This window comes from Streptomyces dengpaensis (assembly GCF_002946835.1).
Lineage (GTDB): Bacteria > Actinomycetota > Actinomycetes > Streptomycetales > Streptomycetaceae > Streptomyces > Streptomyces dengpaensis.
On sequence record NZ_CP026652.1, the window covers coordinates 612,899 to 632,510 of the forward strand.

Genomic DNA, 19,612 nt, shown 5'->3' on the forward strand with positions numbered 1-19,612 from the left:
CAGTGGGTGCGAGCGAGGAACGAGACGTGCTGGCCCGCGGACGCTTCGACATGGCGGACGCCGCGCCACTGCTGCTCGATGCCCGGATGGCGGTGACCAGCTGGACCGCGGACGCCGAGCGGCTGCTCGGGTATCCGGCCGCCGACGTGCTGGGACGGCGCGCGGCCGAGCTGCTTGTCCCCGAGGACGCGGCGAGGATCCCGGAGCTGGTCGAGCGGTGCCGCGAGGAGAGCAGCTGGACCGGCCTGCTGTCCGCCCGCCACCGGGACGGGCACCCGGTCCTGATGATGGTTCGGGTCGTTCCGGTGCAGCACCGCGGGAACCCGGCGCGCTGGGTGGTGCTGATCGCCGATCTGGGGGACGGTCCGGGCTGGGACATGAGCCGGTCGGTGCTGGAGCGGCTGGCCGCGCGCTCGCCGGTGGGCATCGCGATCGTGGACACGGACCTGCGGTATGTGTGGTCGAACGCCGCGCTTCAGCAGTTCGGCGGCGGCCCGCCCCAGCAGCGCCTGGGACGGCGGCTGGCCGAGGTCCAGCCCGGCCTGGACGCCGAGCGGCTCGAAGCGCAGATGCGCCGGGTACTGGAGACCGGCGAGTCGGTCGTCGCCTACGAGCATGTGGGCCGGGTACAGTCCGCGCCGCACCGCGAGTCGGCCCACTCGATGTCGTTCATCCGGCTGGAGGACGACCACGGCAACCCGATCGGCGTGTACTACACCGTCGTCGACGTCACCGAGCGCCACCGGGCGCGCAAGCGGCTCGCCCTCCTGGACCGGGCCGGTGACCACATCGGCCGCAGCCTGGACGTCCTGCAGACCGCCCAGGAGCTGGCCGACGTCGCGGTTCCCGGGATGGCCGACTTCGTCACGGTGGACCTGCTGGAGTCCGTGCTCAAGGGAGCCGAACCGCCGCCCGGTCCGCAGAGCGACGCGGACGCGGTGCCACTGCGGCGCGCCGGACAGCAGTCCGTACGGGCAGGGGTCCCCGAGACCGTCGTGGACATCGGCGACGTGGCCGCCTATCTGGCCGGGTCTCCCCCGGTCCGGTGTCTGGCCGACGGCGAGTCCTGGCGCGAGGAGCGGCTGGATCCGCTGGCCACGGTGTGGGCCACCGGCACGCCCGAGAGCCGGGCCGCCTCCTTCCTCGACCTCGGGCTGCACAGCGTGATGATCGTGCCGATCCGCGCCCGGGGCATCACGCTGGGCATCACCACGTTCTTCCGGCGCACCCGCCAGGACCCGTTCGACGAGGACGACCTGAGCCTCGCCGAGGAGTTCGTCGCCCGGGCCGCCCTGTGCGTCGACAACGCCCGCCGCTACAGCAGCGAACGCGACGCGGCCCTCGTCCTGCAGCGCAACCTGCTCCCGCACGGCTTCCCGGAGCAGGACGCGGTGGAGGTCGCGGCCTGCTACCGGCCCGCCGACGAACTGACAGGTCTGGGCGGCGACTGGTTCGACGTCATTCCCCTGTCCGGGGCCCGGGTGGCGCTGGTGGTGGGCGAGGTCGCCGGGCACGGCATCGACGGCGCCGCCGCGATGGGACGGCTGCGGGCCTCCGTGCAGACCCTCGCCGACCTGGACCTGCCCCCCGAGGAGGTGCTCGCCCACCTCGATGATCTGGTCAGCCGCGCCGCCCGCGAGGAGGGCTCGGGTGCGGACACCCATACGAGCGGCATGCAGGCAGTGGGCGCGAGCTGTCTGTACGTGGTGTACGACCCGGTGAGCGGGGGGTGCGCCATGGCGAGCGCGGGCCATCCCGCACCCGCGATCGTCGCCCCGGACGGCACCGTGACGTTCGCCGAGCTCCCTTGCGGCCCAGCGCTCGGCATGGGCGGACTGCCTTTCGAATCGGTCGAGTTGGACCTGACGGAGGGCACCGTGCTCGCCCTGCACACCGACGGTCTGATCGCCACACCTGGTACGGGGCGGAACCCGGAAGCGGGCCGGGAACGGCTGCGCCGCGCGCTGGCGGCGCAACCGCAGCCGCTGGACGGACGGTGCCGCACCATCGTGGACGAGCTCGTGCCGACGCGTCCGTACGACGACGTGGCGCTGCTGATGGCCCGCACCCGGCGTCTGGGGGCCGAGCGGGTCGCGACCTGGGACCTGCGCGTCGACCCGGCCGTCGTCGCCGACGCGCGGAAGGCGACGACCGCGCAGTTGACGGCCTGGGGCCTGGACGAGCTGGCCTTCACCACCGAACTGATCGTGAGCGAACTCGTCACCAACGCCATCCGGCACGCCAGCGGCCCGATCCGGTTGCGGCTCATCACCGAACAGGCCCTCATCTGCGAGGTGTCCGACGGCGGCACCACCTCCCCGCACCTGCGCCATCCGAAGACGACCGACGAGGGCGGCCGCGGTCTCTTCCTGATCTCCCAGTTCACCCAGCGGTGGGGCACCCGCTACACCCCGGACGGGAAGATCATCTGGGCCGAGCAGTCCCTCACGGAGCCACCGGTCTGACGTACGCGCGTGGGGGCCGCTTCGCCGAACGGCCCCCACACACCTACCGGGTCAGCGCGCGCGAGCGGGACGGCGCTCAGCCGGCGGTCGCCCCGAGGGCAGCGCGCACATCAGCCCTCCGGGCGTAGCAGCCCGCGCTCGTACGCCTTGGCCAGCCGCTGCGGGACGCGATACGACGAGCCGTCGACGGTGATCGGCACGAGCTGCGGCGTGGTGGCCTTCCACTGTGCGCGGCGGTGACGGGTGTTGCTGCGGGACATCTTCCGTTTGGGGACGGCCATGGGGGATCTCCTGGATGGATGAGCTGATGGAGCCCGTACGCTATATGAAAATGGATCCCATTACCAAGCCTGTCTGTCGACGGCACGCAGCCGCGGGAATCTGAACATCGACAGCCTTACGGGTGGGTCGAGTCGGCGGCCGACCAGACCCGGCCCTCCGGAAGGCCGAGCACCCCAGGACCGTCAGCCACGGACGGGTGAACCGGACGGCCCGAAGCCGAACAGCCATACCGTTCGCGCGTATATCCGGACATTCGTGCGCTACAGCCCAGTTACGACTTCCCCAAGTCTTGGTGGCCAGGGGGTGAGCTCGCCATGATGGCAACATGACGTTGGCGTTGAGAGCCATGACGCGCCTGGCGGACTGGCCGGACCTCGCGGAGGCCCGGCCGAGCTGCGGCACGGGGCGGGCCCTGTGCTCTGCCCAGAGCGAGATCATCCACTTCCATACGGACCGCGACGTGGACCTGCACCTCACGGACCGGGCCATCCGGCGCTTCGAGGACCACCTCAGGGACTCGACCGCGGTCCGCATGGTGCCCGGCTCGCGCTGGGTGACCATCCACCTCGAAGTCGACTCGGACATCGACCTGTTGCTGACCCTGGTGAGCGTTGCCCTCAAGGCCCACCAGTCATGGCCGGTTCCGGGCGATGGGCCGGCGTCGGGGTGCAATGATCGCCCATGAACGCGCCGAGGCCGAGCGGGTTCGTGTGACTGCCGAGCGGGTTCATGTGGCCGCCGAGCGACTTCATGTGGCTCAGGCCGCGAGCAAGGAACTGAGTTCCCTCCTTCGTGTGCACTGAGTGCCATCCCCTTCGCTTCGAGATGCTAGTTTCCGTCCATGGACGAGGGACCCCGGCTCCGCGAGCCCGCCGACGCGACGAGCGTGAAGCCGCCCATGCGGGACGCCCTGGTCGCGGCGGCCTTCCAACTGTTCCTGGAGCGCGGTTACGAGCAGACCACGGTCGACGACATCGTGGCGCTCGCCGGGGTCGGCCGCCGCTCGTTCTTCCGCTACTTCCCGTCCAAGGACGACGTGGTCTTCCCGGACCACGAGCGCTGCCTGGCCGACATGAAGGCGTTCCTGGGCGACCCGGCCGAGGCGGACGACGACCCGGTGCAGCGGGTCTGCGACGCCGCCCGGCTGGTCATGCGCATGTACGCCCAGAACCCGACGTTCTCCGTCCAGCGCTACCGCCTCACCAAGAAGGTCCCGGGCCTGCGCGCCTACGAGTTGTCGGTCGTCTGGCGCTACGAACGCGCCCTCGCCGAGTATCTGCGCGGGCGCTTCGCCGGCCTGCCCGACGGCACATTGCGGGCCGACGTCATCACCGCGGCCGTGGTCGCCGCACACAACAACGCCCTGCGCTCCTGGCTGCGTTCGGACGGGCAGGGAGACGCGACGGCGGCGGTCGACCACGCGCTCGGGTACGCGCGGGACACCTTCGGGAGCCCGCCCGGAGACACGGCGGCCGAGGAGCGCGAGGACGTGGTCGTCGTCATCTCCCGGCGCGGAGCGCCGATGTGGCGGGTCGTCCAGGAAATCGAGTCCACGCTGGGACGGGACTGATCACACCCACCGCTCCGACAGTTTGATGGCCCCTGCTCCGACCGGGCTGAGGAGCACTCCGATCCGGCCGAGAGCCACTCCGGCCGGATTGAGGGTACCGAGTGCCTTTACTGGTGACACTGAGTGCCATAGTCTGGGGTCGTGCACGGCGATCCGGGCACCTTCAAACTCCGGCCGAGCGCAGGGAGATGACATCGTGTACCACCCAGGAACCGCCCTTCATCCGGAGCCCGGAACCGCGCCGGACGTACTCGACGCGGTCCCTGCGGAGCAGCAGGCGGACGCCCTCCTCTTCCAGCGTTGCCACTGGTGCGCTACCGCGATGTACCAGCGCCTCCTCTGCCCGGTCTGCGCGGGCAGCGACCTGCGGACGGAAGCGAGCGCGGGGACGGGCATCGTGCGTCATTCCACGGTCATCCACCGCAACACCCCGGCGGCGCGCAACGTGTCCCTCATCGAGATGACCGAGGGCTTCACCGTCCGGGGCAGGGTCATGGGCGTGCCCGGCGACGTCCACAGCGGCGACCGCGTCCAACTCGCCACCGCCCAGGACCCGGTGCGCCGACAGCCGGTGTTCCAGCTGGTCGACGGCCCCTACCGGGGCTGGGTCTGACACTCCCGGCCGACGCCCCTCCCGCCGTGCTGCACCACGCGGCTCCGTCAGGGAGTCAGCGAGATGCGGATGCCCACCGTGCCGCTCACGCCGCGGCGCAGACGGCTGCCCAAGAGGGTGAGACGGCCGATCAACCCGTACTTGCGGGCGATGAGTTGCCGGTAGCGGGCGGTCTCGGCCGCGTCGAGGATCTCGGCCGTGGCCGGAACCTGGTCGCCGGTCGGCCTGCCCCTCATGTCGCAGGGGCCCACCAGGACATCGGCCCTGTTGCGGATCCGCTTCACCTTCCAGGAGTCCGCGGCGGTCCAGGCGCCGAGCGCCGCACCGTCGGGCACCACCCACACCGGAGTCGCGACGCCCGTTCCGTTCTTGCGGTAGCTGGTGATGAGCAGGTACTGCCCCGAACCGAGCGCGCCCAGCGTGTTCTCGTCCATGCCGGAAGTCTAGGCGGCCCGGTTGCGAGCCCCGGGCCGCCCAGGTGGTTCGGCTAGGACAGCTGGCCGTTGTAGTCGGGCAGCTTGAAGGTGCGCTCGGCGTGGCCGCCGACGACGTCGGTGGTGTTGTTGCCGACGTTGGCGATGATCGTGTAGCCGAGGGACTCGATCTGCGCCCGCTTGCTGGTCTTGTAGGCGCCGACCTCGTCGAAGAGGTCCGGCAGGTCACGCACGTAGAGGCCGGAGACCGGGTAACCGACCGTCTGCAGGTTCCACTTGGTCTCGCCGTAGAGAATGCCGGGGCGCGCGGTCACGAAGAAGATGGCGACGCCTCGGGCGTGCGCGTAGCGGGCGAGCTCCAGGGAGGCCGTGACCGCCGGGGTGGGGAGTTGATACCAGGGGTGGAAGTCCGTCTCCAGCGTGGTGTTGTCGATGTCGAAGACGAGGGCCAGCTTCTGCCCGTCGGCCTGTGCGGTGCGCTGCTCGACGTACGGCATCGCCTGGTCGATGACGGCCTGGACGTCGCGCTGCCAGGTTGCGTAGTCGACGTCGGCCGCTGCCGCCGTCGTGCTCGCCGTCACCTGGGCCGGAGCCGCGGCCGCGGACCCGGCGGTGGTGACCGTCCCTCCGATCCCCAGCGCCACGACGGCCGAGACCGCGCCGATCCTGCGCCCCATACGGCGTCCTGTCATGCCTGCCCCCTTCTCAGTACTCACGTACTCACGTCGGAGCGGCGAGGGTGCCTCGTCCCTCGCCGCGCGGGACATGATCGTGCCCGGTGATGTACGCGAGGGGAAGCGGTAGTTACCGATCGGTAGTAATCTCGCCGCCCCGGTCTCGCCCCGTCGCGGGGTGGCAAGCGCGGGCGTCCCGTGTGAGCCTGGGCTCGCGGCCGGCGTGCCGCGGCGTCGGCTCAAGGAGCTCGAGGAACTCACGCTTCACGGGGTTCCAGGAGCTCAGGGAGCTCAAGGAAAGAGGCTGCTCGGATGGACGCACCGAACATCGTCATCGTCGGCGCGGGTTTCGCCGGAGTCGAGGCCGCCCGGGGGCTCGAGCGGGCGCTCCTCCCCGGCGAGGCCCGGATCACCCTGGTCAGCCCGACCGACTACCAGCTCTATCTGCCGCTGCTGCCGCATGTCGCCGCCGGTATCCTCACCCCCCAGTCCGTGGCGCCCTCGCTGCGCCGGCTCCTGCGCCGCACCGTGCTGGTGCCGGGTGGGGTGGTCGGCGTGGATCCGGGGGCCAAGATGTGTGTCGTCCGCAAGATCACCGGGGAACTCGTCGACCTGTCGTACGACTACCTGGTCCTCACTCCGGGCAGTGTGACCCGCACCTTCGACATCCCCGGGCTGCTGAACGAGGCGCGCGGCATGAAGACGCTCGCCCAGGCCGTGTATCTGCGCGACCATGTGATCGCCCAACTGGACCTGGCGGCAGCCACGTTGGACGAGGAGGAGCGGGCGGCGCGGCTGCAGTTCGTGGTGGTCGGCGGCGGTTACGCGGGCACCGAGACCGCGGCCACTCTGCAGCGCCTGACCACCGCGGCGGCGAAGCGCTACCACCCCCGTCTCGACCCCCGCCTCATCAAGTGGCATCTGGTCGACATCGCCCCCAAGCTGCTGCCGGAGCTCGGCGAGAAGCTGGGCACGAGCGCGATGCGCATGCTGATGGAACGCGGGATGCGGATCTCCCTCAAGACCTCCGTCGCCTCCGTGACCGAGGACTACGTCACTCTCACCGACGGCCGGGTGCTGCCCTCCCGGACGCTGGTGTGGACGGCGGGTGTCGCGGCGAGCCCGCTGGTCGATTCGCTGGGCGCCGAGACCGTACACGGCCGACTGCTCGCCCAGCCCGACTTCCGGGTGCTGGGACTGGACGGGGTGTTCGCTCTGGGCGACGCGGCGGCCGTACCCGACCTGGCCAAGGGTGACGGCTCATACTGTGTGCCGACCGCCCAGCACGCCGCCCGGCAGGGCCGGCACGCGGCGAAGAACCTGACGGCGCTGCTGCGCGGGGAGCCCATGACGCCGTACAAGCACAAGGACCTCGGTCTCGTCGTCGACCTCGGCGGCCGCGACGCGGTGTCCAAACCGCTCGGCATCGACCTCAAGGGGGTGCCCGCGCAGGTCGTGGCCCGCGGATACCACCTGTACGCCCTGCGCACGGGCGCGGCCCGCTTCCGTACCGGAGCCAACTGGCTCCTCAAGGCGGTCGCGGGCTACGACTTCGTCCGCACCGGCTTCCTCGCCGACCGCAAGGGAACCCTGCGGGACTTCGAGCACACCGATGTCTATCTCACGCCGGAGGAGGTGGCCGCCCGCACGCGCTACTGACGCCCGCGCTCATCCGCCGAAGCCGCATGGTCGCCAACAGCGAACTGCTTCGCCATGGCCGCTCTTTTCGCTCCGCGTGCCCTCGCGCGGCGGCCCGATCAGGCGCTTGGTCCGTCAGGCAGTCGCGGACCGTACGTAGATGCGCCCGTCGTCGACCTTCACCTCCCAGCTCGGCTCGTCGACCGACGCCGGTCCGCGCATCGCTTTGCCGTCCTCAAGCCGGAAGACGCTGCCATGCCAGGGACAGATGAGACAGCCGTCGTGAGCGACCTTGCCTTCGTCGAGCGGGCCTCCGGCGTGGGTGCAGGTGGCCGAGAGCGCGTACACCGCCCCCTCGTGCCGGACCAGTACCACCGGCACTCCGCCCGGCGTCACCCGGAGGGGCTTGCCGTCGCCCAGGGCGGACAGCGCCGCGACGTCGGTCCAGTCGGTGACAGGCTCCTGGAACGCGGTGTGGTTGACACCCATGCCACGAACGAGCGTCAGATACCCGCCCAGGTAGGCGGCGCACACGGTGATGCCGAGCCCCACGCCGCTCAGTGCCACCCCGGTCCGATGCCGTCCCCGTCGCCGGGCCACCCAGGATGCCGCCTGGAGCGCGGTCGCCGCCGCGTTGGACACGGCGTGTACGAAGCCCACCCGCTGCGTCGCGCCGTAGGCGTCGGACCAGTCGGACGCCCCCGCAGCCGCGGTCGGCAGCGTGGCGATCAGTCCGACGCCGACAAGGCGACGCGCCGAGGTGGCCCCGGTCCTGCCCGCGGTCACGTCCAGAGTGGACGCCATGATCCATGCGCCGATGGGCAGGTCCGACAGTACGGGGTGCAACGGATGGCCCAGCCAGGTGCCCGACAGCGCATTCTTGACCGCGCCGGAACGGGTGGCCCGCTGCACCCATCCGCCGGCCGTGCCGGATATTCCGTCGAGCGCCTTGAGGCCCCCGATGCGTTCGATGACGTCTTCGATCTGCTGGGGCATGGTGGTCGCTCCTCATCGCAGATGGACAGGGTGAGCGGCTTCCCGAACGCTACCGACTCATGGTCGCAGGGGGCCGGGGTGTCGGCCAACTCGTGCATCTCACCGAGCATGCCTGACCAGCAGAAGTGTGGCTTTCGGATCTCGCCGGCGTGGGCGCTGCCCCGGTCCGCCTGTGCACGGGCAACCACTGCCATGGCGATCGACGAACCGGGTGGCCGGTGGCGGACCGTCCTCCGGCATCCGATGCTGGTTGAGGTGGGTTGCCAACGCACCGGAGAACACACCGTCGCAGACGCATGCCGCTCACCGGGAGAGACATGGACCAGATCGCCACGCAGACAGTCCCCGGCAAGCAAGCCATCGATACCGAGCCGCAGTACATCGACGCGCCGCTCACCGCGTCGGCGGCCTTCCTGGTGCTGGTCATCAAGGAGGACGAGCAGGCGATGGCCACCGCCCGCTCCGTGGTCGCCAGTACGGACGACCTCGTCAAGGACGTCTGTATCCGTGCCAGTGGAGGCCAGTTCAACTGCAATGTCGGCATCTCGCATCGCGCCTGGGAGCCGCTGACCGGGAAGCCGTTGCCCAAGGAGCTCAGGCCGTTTCAGGAGATCAAAGGTTCCCGGCACACCGCCGTCGCCACAGCGGGCGACTTGCTCTACCACATCCGGGCGGAGTCGTTCGACCTGATCGTCGAGTTCGAAAAGATCGTGCTCGAGGCTTTCGGCGATTCCGTGACAGTGGTGGATGACGTCGCCGGCTTCCGCTACTTCGACGGGCGCGACCTCCTCGAATTCATCGACGGCACGGCGAACCCGGATGGCCTTGACCTGCCGGCCGCCACCCTTGTCGGCTCCGAGGATCCGGCCTACGCCGGGGGCAGCTACGTCGTCATCCAGAAGTACCTGCACGACCTGTCTGCCTGGCGCGCGGAGACCGTCGAGACTCAGGAGGACATCATCGGGCGTACCAAGTTCGACAACGTCGAAAAGCCGGACGCGACCGAGGGCCAGAAGTCACACAAAACGCTCTGCACCATCAAAGACGCCGACGGCGAACACGACATCCTGCGCGACAACATGCCGTTCGCCGTTCCCGGCCGCGGCGAGTACGGCACGTATTTCATCGGGTACTCCAGGCATCTGTGGGTCACCGAGAAAATGCTCGAGCGGATGTTCATCGGCGATCCGCCCCCTCTGTACGACAGGATTCTCGACTTCTCCACGGCCGTCACCGGGGTGACGTTCTTCGCCCCGGCCCGCCAGTTCCTGAGCGATCTGGCCGACTGACCCGCGTGTGGGCCGCGCGGGCGTGCTCGGCCGGCCTGCGTTCACAGCGGGGCGGTCGTCCACGGCGACCCGGCGGTGAACGGGCGGGCGTGTGCGCACGTATGAGGGGAGGGCTCTCGACCGGGTCCCCTCGGCGGTGGTGACGCCGTGCCGTTCGGCTTCGGGAGCCCTTGGATGAGGCATGCACGACGACGGATCGTCCGACGGGGGGCGCAATGCGCGGCCGTCGGCGGGCTGCTCTGCGGAGGGCTGATGGTGACGCACGCGATGGCGAGCGAACCGTCCGACACGTCGCGTGCCACGGGCAGTTCGGCGCAAGCCGCCGCCGACACGGGTGCCGCGCTGGTGTCGCGCCTCGGCACCTCCCGTACCGCTGGGAGCTGGATCGCCTCGGACGGGCGCCCGGTCGTCGCGGTGACCGACCAGGCCGCGGCCGCCGAGGTGACGGAGGCCGGTGCCCGCGCCAAGGTGGTGGGGCACAGCATGCGGGACCTCAAGTCCGCGACGGCGACCTTGAGTTCGGCGCCCCGGGTGGCGGGCACCGCCTGGGCCATGGACTACACCAAGAACGAGGTCGTGGTGCGGGCCGACAGCACGGTCTCCGCCTCCGACTGGTCGCGCATGACCGAACTGGCGGATGACATCGGGGGTTTCGTGCGCATGCAGCGGACGGAGGGCACGTTCACCACACGGCTGAACGGCGCGCAGCCGCTCTTCTCGACCGCGGGGCGCTGTTCGGCGGGCTTCAATGTGACCAACGGGCAGAGCGAGTTCATCCTCACGGCCGGTCACTGCGGTCCTGCCGGGTCCCTGTGGTTCGCCGACAACCAGGGCAACCAGCAGGTGGGCCGGACCATCACCACGGCGTTCCCGGGCAGCGACTTCTCCCTCGTGCGGTACGACAAGGGGCAGCAGACCACCGTCGGCAGCAATGTCGTGGCCATCGGCGGCGGAAACGGCGTACGGATCACGGGGGCCGCCGATCCGACCGTGGGCCAGCGGGTCTTCCGTAGCGGCAGCACCAGCGGGCTGCGGGACGGAAAGGTGACGGCGCTCAACGCGACGGTCAACTACCCGGAGGGCACGGTCACCGGGCTCATCGAGACCACCGTGTGCGCCGAACCCGGCGACAGCGGCGGCCCGTTGTTCTCCGAGGGCATCGCGCTCGGAGTGACCTCGGGAGGCAACGGGGACTGCACCACCGGCGGTACGACGTTCTTCCAGCCGGTCACCAAGGCGCTGACGGCGCTGGATGTGCGGCTCGCGGGGCAGCCCGAGGCTCCGGCCAGTGCGGGGGCCCAGGCCTCCCCCGCGCCTGCGGCGTCGCCGGGCGCGGCCTCGGCCCCACCCTCGCAGGGCGCGGCGGTCACGCCGGGCTCTGCCGCGCCGGGAGCTGTCGAGCCGGTGGACACCACCGGCAGTGCCGAGACGCTGGTCTCCCGGCTCACCGACCCGCGGAACATCGGCCCGGGCCTGCTGGTCATCGCGGGAAGTCTCATCGCCCTGGTGGCAACGCGCTACATCCGCACGGAACAGGACCGCAACGCCTACCGTCGGGAGCATGCGCGGAGTTGGGGCTAGGGCCTGTCCGGCGGATCAGGTCGCAGAGGAGCAACGGCACCTCATGGGCGCCGGTGAGCGGGGCTTGGTGCGTGCACCTGCAAGGCGGAGGAGGGCGGCGACGTGATGGGGGTGCCCCCGCGGTGGGGGTACCTCCCGCGCGAGCGAAGCCGAGCGTGGGGGAGCATTCGAGCGTGGGGGAGTCGGCGAGTGACGACAACGCCGCAGATGGGCGTGCCAAGCCCCGCGTCTGCGGCATGATCCGCCGGACAGGCCCTGCCGTGCCGGGGAGTCGGGGCTCCGCGCTCACCGGGCGGGGGCGGAGAACCGGCTGGTCACGCCGCCTGTGTGGGCCGGTTGTCGGACGCCTCCGACCATTCCAGGACGAGCCGCTGGTATTCCCGCCGCTCCTCCATGGTCAGCGTGCCGCCCGTCCGGAACCAGAGGGCCCGGATCTCCTCGTTGACCTAGGCGGCGGAGCGCTCCGAGGCGGCTTCAGGAGTGGTGGACATGATGTGAAGCATACGGGCCTTGACGTGAAGGCGATGTGAGTAAAGGTGCACCGGGCGACATTACGGACGTGAAGCTCATCACTCACGCGTCCGCGGCCCTCAACGCCAGTATCTGGATGGCCAACACCGGGGCGCCGCACGCCCCGTCGTGGAAGCAGGACCGGTGAACCGGCCGACCGTCAGGTGCCCGGCTTCCGGCCGTACACGAACACCTCGTCGCCGTTCTTCAGCAGCGACCAGTACTTCTTGGCATCGATCGTGGTCATGTTGACGCAGCCGTGCGAGCCGGGCGGCTTCCACATGCTGGCGCCGACCGCGTGGAAGGCCTGGCCGCCGTCGAAGAACTGGCTGTAGGGCATGGACACGTCGTAGATGCTCGAGACGTGGTCGACCTTCCGCCAGGAGACCTTCTTCAGGCCGGTGCGGGTCTCGTATCCGTCCTGGCCCGTACGGACCGGCACCGGGCCATGAACGATCCGGTCGCCGTCCTGGATCCAGCTGAGCTGGAGCGTCAGGTCGACGCAGGCGATACGGCCCTTGTCGACGGGGCACGTGCCGGCCTTGTCGGGATTCTTCCCGACGGCCTTCTGCTTGTTCATCAGGTCCATCACGCCCCAGGTCCCGGAACCCGCGTATCCGATGTTCGGGGTGATGCCGTGCTTGGTCCGGAAGGCCTGGATCGCCTCGCAGTCGGCGGTGGACTGCCGGCCGTCGACCGGCCGGCCCAGGAACTTCTCCGCCTGCTTCTGGTACGGACCGGCCTGAGTCATACAGGTCGCGGCCTGCGCGGGCGTCGCGCCCAGCGCCAGGGTCAGCGGTGCGACCAGCCCGGCGATCCCGAGCACGACGGCTCCTCGTCTGCGTATGTCCCCCATGGCGGGCCTTCCCTTTCGTACTTTCTCCGCTTCTGCCTGCTGGACCCGCATCGGAGAGTGTGCGTTGCAGGGCTGGTCGGGCTGCGACGAAACGGTGACATTCTGTGCGCAAAGCCGCCCCACGGGCAGCTTGCGACTCTAGGCGATCGGGAGGAAGACCAGCGCGGCGCGGTCAGTTGCGTGGATCACGGCGGGGACCGGTGCCACCCGGCTTCCGCCGACCGGAGGCCGGGCGCGCGTAGGGGCGCGCCGCCCCGGCTTCCTCGGGGCTCCTGAGCCGACTGTGAGGAGAATCTCAGGCGCCTACCGCAGCAATCCCACCGCCCGCGTGAGCACCTCGGACGTCGCCGTGAACGCCAGCCGCAGGTGGTGGGTCAAGGTCGCCCGGTCCGCCGCGAACAGCGGCCCCGGCGACACGGCGAGCCCGCGTCGTGCGGCGCGTTCCGCCAGGCCCGTGGCCGTCGTGGTCCCGGCGAGGTGCAGCCAGAGGCAGAGTCCGCCGTCCGGAAGGGTGTACGTCCATCCCGTCCCGGTCAGGAGTCCGGCGAGGTGGTCATGCTGGACGCGGAGGCGGGCCCGGCGGTCGGCGAGGACCTCGACCAGGCCGCCGCTCGCGCTCCCACCCTCGCCCGCGCCTTCGCCCTTGCCCTTGCCCTCGCCTTCGCCCTTGCCCTTGCCCGCGCCTTCGCCCTTGCCCTTGCCCTCGCCTTCGCCCTTGCCATCGCCGTCGCCATCGCGCAGCAGCTCCGTGGCGATCGGCTGCAGCGCTTGACGTCCTCGAACGTCATGGCGCCGGCGTCCTCAGACGCCGGGGCGCCGCGTGACCGCCTGCCGGAAGCCGGTGTTGACCGCCAGCAGGCCCCCGTCCACGCTCAGGGTCGTGCCGGTGATCCAGGCCGCGTCCGGGGAGGCGAGGAAGGCGACGGCGGCCGCGATGTCCTCCGGCTCGCCGACCCGCCGCAGCGGATAGAGCTCGGCGACGGCGGCGAGGGCGTCGTCCCGTCCGTCCCACGCGGTGGTGCGTACCGTGCCCGGTGCCACCAGGTTGACGCGCACGCCCCGCTCGGCGGCGTGCCCGGCCAGGGTGCGGGTCAGCGACATGAGACCCGCCTTGGCCGCGCTGTAGGCGTGGTTGCCGAAGTCCTGGATGCCGTTGACGGAGCCGATGCCGACGATGGCGCCGCGGCCCGAGGCCGCGAGGTGTGGAAGCGCCGCACGGGAGCAGCGGTAGGCGCCGGTCAGGGTGATGTCGAGGTCGCGGGCCCACACCTCGTCCGGCTCGTCCTCGAAGAGCGGGGCGTCAGGGGTGCAGCGGTACGCGTTGTTGACCAGGACGTCGAGCGAGCCGAAGGTGTCCACGGCGTACGCGACCGCCGCCTCGACCGCGTCCCGGTCCGCCACGTCACACCGGAACCCCTCGGCCCGCCCGCCGCGTTCCCGTACAGACGCCGCCGTCTTCTCCGCCTCGGCCACGTCCACGTCGGTGACGAGCACCTGGGCGCCCTCGTCGGCCAGCCGGCGAGCGGTCGCCGCGCCGATACCGCGCGCCGCGCCCGTGATCAGAACCCCGTACCCCTCGAAACGCCTCATCGCAGTCATGGGACGGGAAGGTACTGCCGTGATCGTCCCGGGGACAGATGCCGTGCGGCCATGACCGCGTTCGTCGATGCGGCCCGCCGGCCGCCCCACCCGCGTGCCCTCAGCGGTAGCCCGTCACGTCCGCCGGCTTCCCCGTGTCCTGGACCTCGACCAGGTAGCGCCAGGCATCCGGGCGGCTGCCGTCGCGGTCCGTGAAGCCGTACTCCTGGGCGAGCTGGCCGCTGGAGAGCGACTCGCCGTTCCAGCGTGCGACGTCGGAGTCGGCGGCCAGGGCGGCGACGGCGCGGCCCACGTAGTACGGCGTCTCGGAGATGCCGAAGTGCGGGACGCGCTCCAGGGCGTCGCGCCAGTTCTCCTCGGTCACGCCGAAGTTGTCGAGCATCATCTCGGAGCGCAGCCACCCGGGGGTGAGTGCCACGGCGGTGGCTCCGCGCGGGCCCAGTTCCTGACCCAGGGCGAACGCCGCGCGCAGCACCGACCACTTGGCGAGGTCGTAGAAGTAGGAGTTGCGGTAGGTGTTCCGGTTGTACTCGGCGGTGCCATCGGTCATCTCGACGACCAGGCCGCCGGGATGGCGCAGCAGCAGGGGAAGCGCGTGGTGGTTGGTGATCGCGTGAGTCTCCACAGCGAGGCGCAGCAGCCGCAGGCCGTTGTCCAGGTTGTGCTCCCAGACCGGGCTGTCCCACTCGAAGAGCTTTTCGCCGCCCCAGATGTCGTTGACCAGGACGTCGAGACGGCCCTGTTCGTCCGCGATGCGGGCGACCAAGACCTCCACCTCGGACGGGACGAGGTGGTCGGTGGGGACGGCGATGCCCCGGCCGCCCGCCGCCGTGACCAGGTCCGCGGTGTCCTCGACGGTCTCCGGGCGGTCGTACTCCGAGCGCCGCTCGCGGGTGCTGCGCCCGGTCACGTAGACGGTGGCACCGGCCGCGCCGAGCTCGACGGCGATGCCGCGCCCCGCTCCGCGCGTCGCCCCGGCGACCAGCGCGACCTTGCCCCGCAGCGAGCCCGGCGACGTACCGCCCCGCATGCCTTCCTGGGCGCCAGCCCGCACGCCTTCCCGCGGCCCTGACATGTCCGACCTCCGTACGCGTAGTGCTCACGGGCTGCCTTCGCCCATGTGTCCCCACGAGCGTGCCCCGGAAGCCGGACATCTTCTGTCAGGTTTCTGCACGCAGTTCCGTCGTGTCAGTGCCCCCGCGCGATCCATTCCTCCAGATGCGGTGCCTCGGCGCCGATCGTGGTCGACTCCCCGTGGCCCGTACGGACGACCGTGTCGGGCGGAAGGACCAGCAGGCGTTCGCGGATCGAATCGATGATCGTCGGGAAGTGGGAGTAGGAGCGCCCGGTGGCTCCCGGGCCGCCCTTGAAGAGCGTGTCGCCGGTGAAGACGGTGCCCAGGCCGGGGTCGTACAGGCAGACCGCGCCGAAGGCGTGGCCCGGGGTGTGCAGGACGGTCAGGTCGGCGCCGGCCGCCTCGATGACCAGGCCGTCCTCCAGCCAGGCGTCGGGGAGGCGGTCGGGGTGGGTCTGTTTCCACAGCGGCAGGTCGTCGGGGTGCAGCCAGATCGTGGCGCCGGTGCGCTCGGCGAGGGCGGGGGCGGCGTCGATGTGGTCGTTGTGGGCGTGGGTGCAGACGATGGCGAGGAGCCGCCGGTCGCCGACCGCCTCCGCGATGGCGTCCGCGTCGTGGGCGGCGTCGATGACGATGGCCTCGTGGTCGTCGCCGACGATCCAGACGTTGTTCTCGACGTCCCAGGTGCCGCCGTCGAGCGAGAACGTTCCCGCGGTGACGAGGCGTTCGATGCGGGTGGTCATCACAGCACCACCACCGAGCGCAGGACGTCGCCGTGCCGCATCCGCTCGAAGGCCGCCTCCACCTCGTCCAGGCCGATCGTCTCGGAAACGAACGCGCCCAGGTCGAGGCGTCCCTGGAGGTGCAGGTCGATCAGCATCGGGAAGTCGCGGGAGGGCAGGCAGTCGCCGTACCAGGACGACTTGAGGGCGCCGCCGCGTCCGAAGACGTCGAGCAGCGGCAGGTCGAGCTTCATCTCCGGGGTGGGTACGCCGACGAGGACGACGGTGCCGGCGAGGTCACGGGCGTAGAAGGCCTGCTCGTACGTGTCCGGGCGGCCGACGGCCTCGATGACGACGTCGGCTCCGAAGCCGCCGGTGAGTTCGCGGATGGCCTCGACGGGGTCGGTCTCCCGGGAGTTGACGGTGTGGGTGGCGCCCAGCTTCTCGGCCGTCGTGAGCTTCCGGTCGTCGATGTCCACGGCGATGATCTTCGCCGCGCCCGCGAGACGGGATCCGGCGATCGCCGCGTCGCCGACGCCTCCGCAGCCGATGACCGCGACCGAGTCGCCCCGGCCGACGTTGCCGGTGTTGATGGCGGCCCCGAGTCCGGCCATCACGCCGCAGCCGAGGAGTCCTGCCACCGCCGGGGAGACGGCCGGGTCGACCTTGGTGCACTGTCCGGCGGCGACGAGCGTCTTCTCGGCGAAGGCGCCGATGCCGAGGGCCGGGGACAGCTCCGTGCCGTCCGTGAGCGTCATCTTCTGCCGCGCGTTGTGCGTGTTGAAGCAGTACCAGGGGCGACCGCGCAGACAGGCCCGGCACTGTCCGCACACCGCACGCCAGTTGAGGACGACGAAGTCGCCGGGCACGATGTCCTGGACGCCCTCGCCGACCGACTCCACGATCCCCGCCGCCTCGTGACCGAGCAGGAACGGGAAGTCGTCGCTGATGCCGCCCTCTTTGTAGTGCAGGTCGGTGTGGCAAACTCCGCACGCCTGGACCTGCACCACGGCCTCTCCCGGCCCCGGATCCGGCACGACGACGGTCTCGATGCGCACCGGCTCGTTCTTGCCCGGTGCGATCACGCCGCGTACATCCTGCGCCATGTGATGAGCCCTTTCCGTAGGTCGACGTTCCGTCAGCCGACCCTACGGCGTGACCGACCGGTAGCAGGCGAGGTGGCGCTGGCCGCCGCGCTCCCGTCACCACCACCCGCGGCACGGCGGCGCCGCCGGCCGAGCTGCCGCACAGCCGGCCACGGGCCGCCGGCCTCGACGCGCCCCTGGCCCCGGCCCGCTTGAGCGCGGCCTTGGCCCCGGCCCGCCGGCCTCGGGGCGGCCTTGGCCACGCTCACCGGCCGCCGGCACCTGACGTACCTCGAACTCGGCCCAGGCTACGGCCAGGTGACCGATTCCCGGTCGGCGTCCTCCCCGACGTAGCCTGAACGCCCCGTACCGACCCCCGCAAGGAGCGCCGTGAGCATCCCCCGGACCGAGCCCGACCCGCCCGCGTGGCGCCTGCTGCTCGGGTATGTACGACCGCACCGATGGGCGCTGCTCGCGGGCGCGTTGCTGGCGCTCGCGACCGGGGCCACCGGTCTCGTGCTGCCGCTGGTGGCGCGCGGGCTCATCGAGGACCTGGCGCACGACCGGCCCATCGGACGGGCACTGCTCGCCATGGCGGCACTCGTGGTCGCCAACGCGGCCGTGGGGGCGCTGGGTTCGTATGTCCTGCGACGCACCGCCGAGTCGGTGGTGCTCGGCGCGCGGCGCGCCCTGTCGTCATATCTGCTGCGGCTGCGCATACCCGCCGTGGACCGCAGCGAACCGGGCGACCTGATGGCCCGGATCACCTCCGACACGACCCTGTTGCGCGAGGTCACGACCGACTCCCTCGTCGGCATCGGCACCGGCGGACTGACCCTCGTCGCGACGGTGGTGATGATGGGCCTGGTCGACGTGACGCTGCTCGGTGTCACGCTGGGGGTGATCCTCTGCGCGGGCACGGTGCTCGGCGTGATCGTGCCCCGCATCAACCGGGCGAGCAAGCAGGCGCAGGACGCCGTCGGCGTGATGGGCGCCTCCCTAGAACGGATCCTCGGCGCGCTGCGCACCGTCAAGGCGTCCGGCGCCGAGCACCGTGAGGAGCAGACCATCCACGCGGCGGCCGAGGAGTCGTGGCGGCAGAGCGTACGGGCCGCAAAGTGGTCGGCGGCCGCGGGCAATACGGCCGGTCTGGCGATGCAGATCGCGTTCATCACGGTGCTCGCGGTGGGCGGTGCGCGGGTCGCGACCGGCGCCATCGGCGTGGGCACGCTGGTCGCCTTCCTCCTCTACGTCTTCTATCTGATGTCGCCGATCCAGCAGGTGGTCGGCGCGATCACGCAGTACCAGACCGGTGCCGCCGCACTCGCGCGGATCCAGGAGGCGCTGCGGCTGCCGGCCGAACCGGTGGCCCTGCCCGCGCCGTTGCCGTCCGGGGGCGCCGAACCGGCCGCGCTCGCCTTCGACGACGTCCGCTTCCGGTACGCCGACGACCTTCCGTACGTCCACCATGGTGTGACCTTCGCCGTTCCGGCCCGCGGTATGACCGCGTTCGTCGGTCCTTCCGGCGCGGGCAAGACCACCGTCTTCTCGCTCATCGAGCGGTTCTACGACCCCGAGGAGGGCGTGATCACGCTCGACGGCCTTGCGCTGGAGCAGTGGGATCTGCCCCAGCTCCGTTCCGCCATCGGCTATGTGGAGCAGGACGCGCCGGTCCTGTCGGGCTCTCTGCGCGACAATCTGCTGCTCGGCAATCCGGAGGCCGACGACGCCGACCTCACGCGCGTACTGAAGACGACCCGCCTGGACGGGCTGGTCGCGCGGCTGCCGCGCGGCCTGGACACCCTCGTCGGCCACCGCGGCACCAAGCTGTCCGGCGGCGAGCGCCAACGCGTCGCCATCGGCCGCGCCCTGCTGCGCCGGCCCCGCCTGCTGCTCCTGGACGAGGCGACGTCGCAGCTCGACGCCGTCAATGAGGCGGCGTTGCGCGACACGGTCGCCGATGTCGCCCGGACGACCACGGTCCTGGTGGTCGCGCACCGGCTGTCCACCGTCACGATGGCCGACCGCATCGTCGTCATGGACGCGGGCCGCATCCGCGCCGTCGGCACGCACCGCGAACTCGTCGCCTCGGATCCCCTCTACGCCGAACTGGCCGCCACCCAGTTCCTCGCGACCGCCGGCTAGCCCTCCAAAGGTGCCGCCGGTCGCACGGCCACGGCGGCGGTCTTCTCGCCCTCGTGCAGGAGACCGCCGGCGCCCGCC

18 protein-coding genes and 1 pseudogene are annotated in these 19,612 nt (G+C 71.0%); 8 read left to right on the plus strand and 11 right to left on the minus strand.

The window, feature by feature from the left end:
• Window positions 1–2 precede the first annotated feature (2 nt).
• On the plus strand, window positions 3–2,465 hold the full coding sequence (locus tag C4B68_RS02935) for a SpoIIE family protein phosphatase (RefSeq protein WP_099501244.1): 2,463 nt from the start codon (window positions 3–5) through the stop codon (window positions 2,463–2,465).
• A gap of 110 nt (window positions 2,466–2,575) precedes the next feature.
• Here C4B68_RS02935 and rpmF read toward each other — a convergent pair whose 3' ends face one another.
• Entirely contained in the window at window positions 2,576–2,746 is a 171-nt protein-coding gene (gene rpmF / locus C4B68_RS02940) for a 50S ribosomal protein L32 (RefSeq protein ID WP_099501246.1), read from the minus strand.
• Between the two features lie 326 nt (window positions 2,747–3,072).
• Here rpmF and C4B68_RS02945 point away from each other — a divergent pair, with 326 nt between their 5' ends.
• The 3 genes from C4B68_RS02945 (at window position 3,073) to C4B68_RS02955 (ending at window position 4,930) form a co-directional block, all read left to right on the plus strand.
• Complete coding sequence (locus C4B68_RS02945) at window positions 3,073–3,432, plus strand: luciferase domain-containing protein (protein ID WP_099501248.1); 360 nt, start codon at window positions 3,073–3,075, stop codon at window positions 3,430–3,432.
• A gap of 213 nt (window positions 3,433–3,645) precedes the next feature.
• Window positions 3,646–4,317: a TetR family transcriptional regulator gene (locus C4B68_RS02950; protein ID WP_167459275.1), complete on the plus strand. Its 672-nt coding sequence runs from the start codon at window positions 3,646–3,648 to the stop codon at window positions 4,315–4,317.
• Between the two features lie 196 nt (window positions 4,318–4,513).
• Window positions 4,514–4,930: a Zn-ribbon domain-containing OB-fold protein gene (locus C4B68_RS02955; protein WP_099501251.1), complete on the plus strand. Its 417-nt coding sequence runs from the start codon at window positions 4,514–4,516 to the stop codon at window positions 4,928–4,930.
• A 47-nt stretch (window positions 4,931–4,977) separates the two neighbouring features.
• On the opposite strand, the gene C4B68_RS02960 is transcribed toward C4B68_RS02955, so the two are convergent.
• Together C4B68_RS02960 and C4B68_RS02965 are read right to left on the minus strand one after the other, a co-directional pair.
• Window positions 4,978–5,364 carry a PPOX class F420-dependent oxidoreductase gene (locus C4B68_RS02960; protein ID WP_099501253.1) on the minus strand — a complete coding sequence of 129 codons (387 nt, stop codon included), beginning with the start codon at window positions 5,362–5,364 and terminating at the stop codon, window positions 4,978–4,980.
• Between the two features lie 53 nt (window positions 5,365–5,417).
• Complete coding sequence (locus C4B68_RS02965) at window positions 5,418–6,056, minus strand: HAD family acid phosphatase (protein ID WP_099501254.1); 639 nt, start codon at window positions 6,054–6,056, stop codon at window positions 5,418–5,420.
• A 294-nt stretch (window positions 6,057–6,350) separates the two neighbouring features.
• On the opposite strand from C4B68_RS02965, the gene C4B68_RS02970 reads away from it, so the two are divergent.
• Window positions 6,351–7,697, plus strand: coding sequence for an NAD(P)/FAD-dependent oxidoreductase (locus C4B68_RS02970; protein ID WP_099501256.1), 1,347 nt, complete (start codon window positions 6,351–6,353; stop codon window positions 7,695–7,697).
• Between the two features lie 114 nt (window positions 7,698–7,811).
• Here C4B68_RS02970 and C4B68_RS02975 read toward each other — a convergent pair whose 3' ends face one another.
• Window positions 7,812–8,672 (minus strand): Rieske (2Fe-2S) protein, encoded by an 861-nt coding sequence (locus tag C4B68_RS02975; protein ID WP_099501257.1) that lies wholly within the window; start codon window positions 8,670–8,672, stop codon window positions 7,812–7,814.
• 317 nt (window positions 8,673–8,989) lie between these two features.
• On the opposite strand from C4B68_RS02975, the gene C4B68_RS02980 reads away from it, so the two are divergent.
• Together C4B68_RS02980 and C4B68_RS02985 are read left to right on the plus strand one after the other, a co-directional pair.
• The gene (locus C4B68_RS02980) at window positions 8,990–9,961 is read left to right on the plus strand and encodes a Dyp-type peroxidase (RefSeq protein WP_099501259.1); all 972 of its coding nucleotides are present in this window, start codon (window positions 8,990–8,992) and stop codon (window positions 9,959–9,961) included.
• 174 nt (window positions 9,962–10,135) lie between these two features.
• Window positions 10,136–11,542 carry a S1 family peptidase gene (locus C4B68_RS02985; RefSeq protein WP_099501261.1) on the plus strand — a complete coding sequence of 469 codons (1,407 nt, stop codon included), beginning with the start codon at window positions 10,136–10,138 and terminating at the stop codon, window positions 11,540–11,542.
• A 314-nt stretch (window positions 11,543–11,856) separates the two neighbouring features.
• On the opposite strand, the pseudogene C4B68_RS42900 reads toward C4B68_RS02985, so the two are convergent.
• The 7 genes and pseudogenes from C4B68_RS42900 to C4B68_RS03015 form a co-directional block, all read right to left on the minus strand.
• Window positions 11,857–12,045: pseudogene (locus C4B68_RS42900) on the minus strand (hypothetical protein).
• 167 nt (window positions 12,046–12,212) lie between these two features.
• The gene (locus C4B68_RS02990) at window positions 12,213–12,908 is read right to left on the minus strand and encodes a L,D-transpeptidase (protein WP_099501262.1); all 696 of its coding nucleotides are present in this window, start codon (window positions 12,906–12,908) and stop codon (window positions 12,213–12,215) included.
• A 303-nt stretch (window positions 12,909–13,211) separates the two neighbouring features.
• A complete protein-coding gene (locus C4B68_RS44310; RefSeq protein ID WP_338059746.1) occupies window positions 13,212–13,673 on the minus strand; it encodes an aminotransferase class I/II-fold pyridoxal phosphate-dependent enzyme in 462 nt (153 codons plus the stop codon).
• A gap of 36 nt (window positions 13,674–13,709) precedes the next feature.
• Entirely contained in the window at window positions 13,710–14,507 is a 798-nt protein-coding gene (locus C4B68_RS03000; protein ID WP_099501267.1) for an SDR family NAD(P)-dependent oxidoreductase, read from the minus strand.
• Window positions 14,508–14,607: 100 nt separating this feature from the next.
• Window positions 14,608–15,537 carry an SDR family oxidoreductase gene (locus C4B68_RS03005; protein ID WP_099501268.1) on the minus strand — a complete coding sequence of 310 codons (930 nt, stop codon included), beginning with the start codon at window positions 15,535–15,537 and terminating at the stop codon, window positions 14,608–14,610.
• 158 nt (window positions 15,538–15,695) lie between these two features.
• Complete coding sequence (locus C4B68_RS03010) at window positions 15,696–16,325, minus strand: MBL fold metallo-hydrolase (protein ID WP_099501270.1); 630 nt, start codon at window positions 16,323–16,325, stop codon at window positions 15,696–15,698.
• Complete coding sequence (locus C4B68_RS03015; protein ID WP_099501271.1) at window positions 16,325–17,410, minus strand: S-(hydroxymethyl)mycothiol dehydrogenase; 1,086 nt, start codon at window positions 17,408–17,410, stop codon at window positions 16,325–16,327. Before C4B68_RS03015 ends, C4B68_RS03010 begins: the two co-directional genes overlap by 1 nt.
• A 369-nt stretch (window positions 17,411–17,779) precedes the next feature.
• Between C4B68_RS03015 and C4B68_RS03020 the strand changes: the two genes are divergently transcribed.
• Entirely contained in the window at window positions 17,780–19,534 is a 1,755-nt protein-coding gene (locus C4B68_RS03020) for an ABC transporter ATP-binding protein (protein WP_099501273.1), read from the plus strand.
• The last annotated feature ends 78 nt before the right edge of the window (window positions 19,535–19,612 follow it).

Bases quoted from the DNA above. Each gene is read 5' to 3' on its own strand.
- C4B68_RS02945 (WP_099501248.1), top strand. From the start codon at position 3,073: ATGACGTTGGCGTTGAGAGCCATGACGCGCCTGGCGGACTGGCCGGAC.
- C4B68_RS02980 (WP_099501259.1), top strand. From the start codon at position 8,990: ATGGACCAGATCGCCACGCAGACAGTCCCCGGCAAGCAAGCCATCGAT.
- rpmF (WP_099501246.1), bottom strand. From the start codon at position 2,746: ATGGCCGTCCCCAAACGGAAGATGTCCCGCAGCAACACCCGTCACCGC.
- C4B68_RS02975 (WP_099501257.1), bottom strand. From the start codon at position 8,672: ATGCCCCAGCAGATCGAAGACGTCATCGAACGCATCGGGGGCCTCAAG.
- C4B68_RS02985 (WP_099501261.1), top strand. From the start codon at position 10,136: ATGAGGCATGCACGACGACGGATCGTCCGACGGGGGGCGCAATGCGCG.
- C4B68_RS02960 (WP_099501253.1), bottom strand. From the start codon at position 5,364: ATGGACGAGAACACGCTGGGCGCGCTCGGTTCGGGGCAGTACCTGCTC.
- C4B68_RS02970 (WP_099501256.1), top strand. From the start codon at position 6,351: ATGGACGCACCGAACATCGTCATCGTCGGCGCGGGTTTCGCCGGAGTC.
- C4B68_RS03000 (WP_099501267.1), bottom strand. From the start codon at position 14,507: ATGACTGCGATGAGGCGTTTCGAGGGGTACGGGGTTCTGATCACGGGC.
- C4B68_RS03015 (WP_099501271.1), bottom strand. From the start codon at position 17,410: ATGGCGCAGGATGTACGCGGCGTGATCGCACCGGGCAAGAACGAGCCG.
- C4B68_RS03010 (WP_099501270.1), bottom strand. From the start codon at position 16,325: ATGACCACCCGCATCGAACGCCTCGTCACCGCGGGAACGTTCTCGCTC.
- C4B68_RS03005 (WP_099501268.1), bottom strand. From the start codon at position 15,537: ATGCGGGGCGGTACGTCGCCGGGCTCGCTGCGGGGCAAGGTCGCGCTG.
- C4B68_RS02965 (WP_099501254.1), bottom strand. From the start codon at position 6,056: ATGACAGGACGCCGTATGGGGCGCAGGATCGGCGCGGTCTCGGCCGTC.
- C4B68_RS02950 (WP_167459275.1), top strand. From the start codon at position 3,646: ATGCGGGACGCCCTGGTCGCGGCGGCCTTCCAACTGTTCCTGGAGCGC.
- C4B68_RS02990 (WP_099501262.1), bottom strand. From the start codon at position 12,908: ATGGGGGACATACGCAGACGAGGAGCCGTCGTGCTCGGGATCGCCGGG.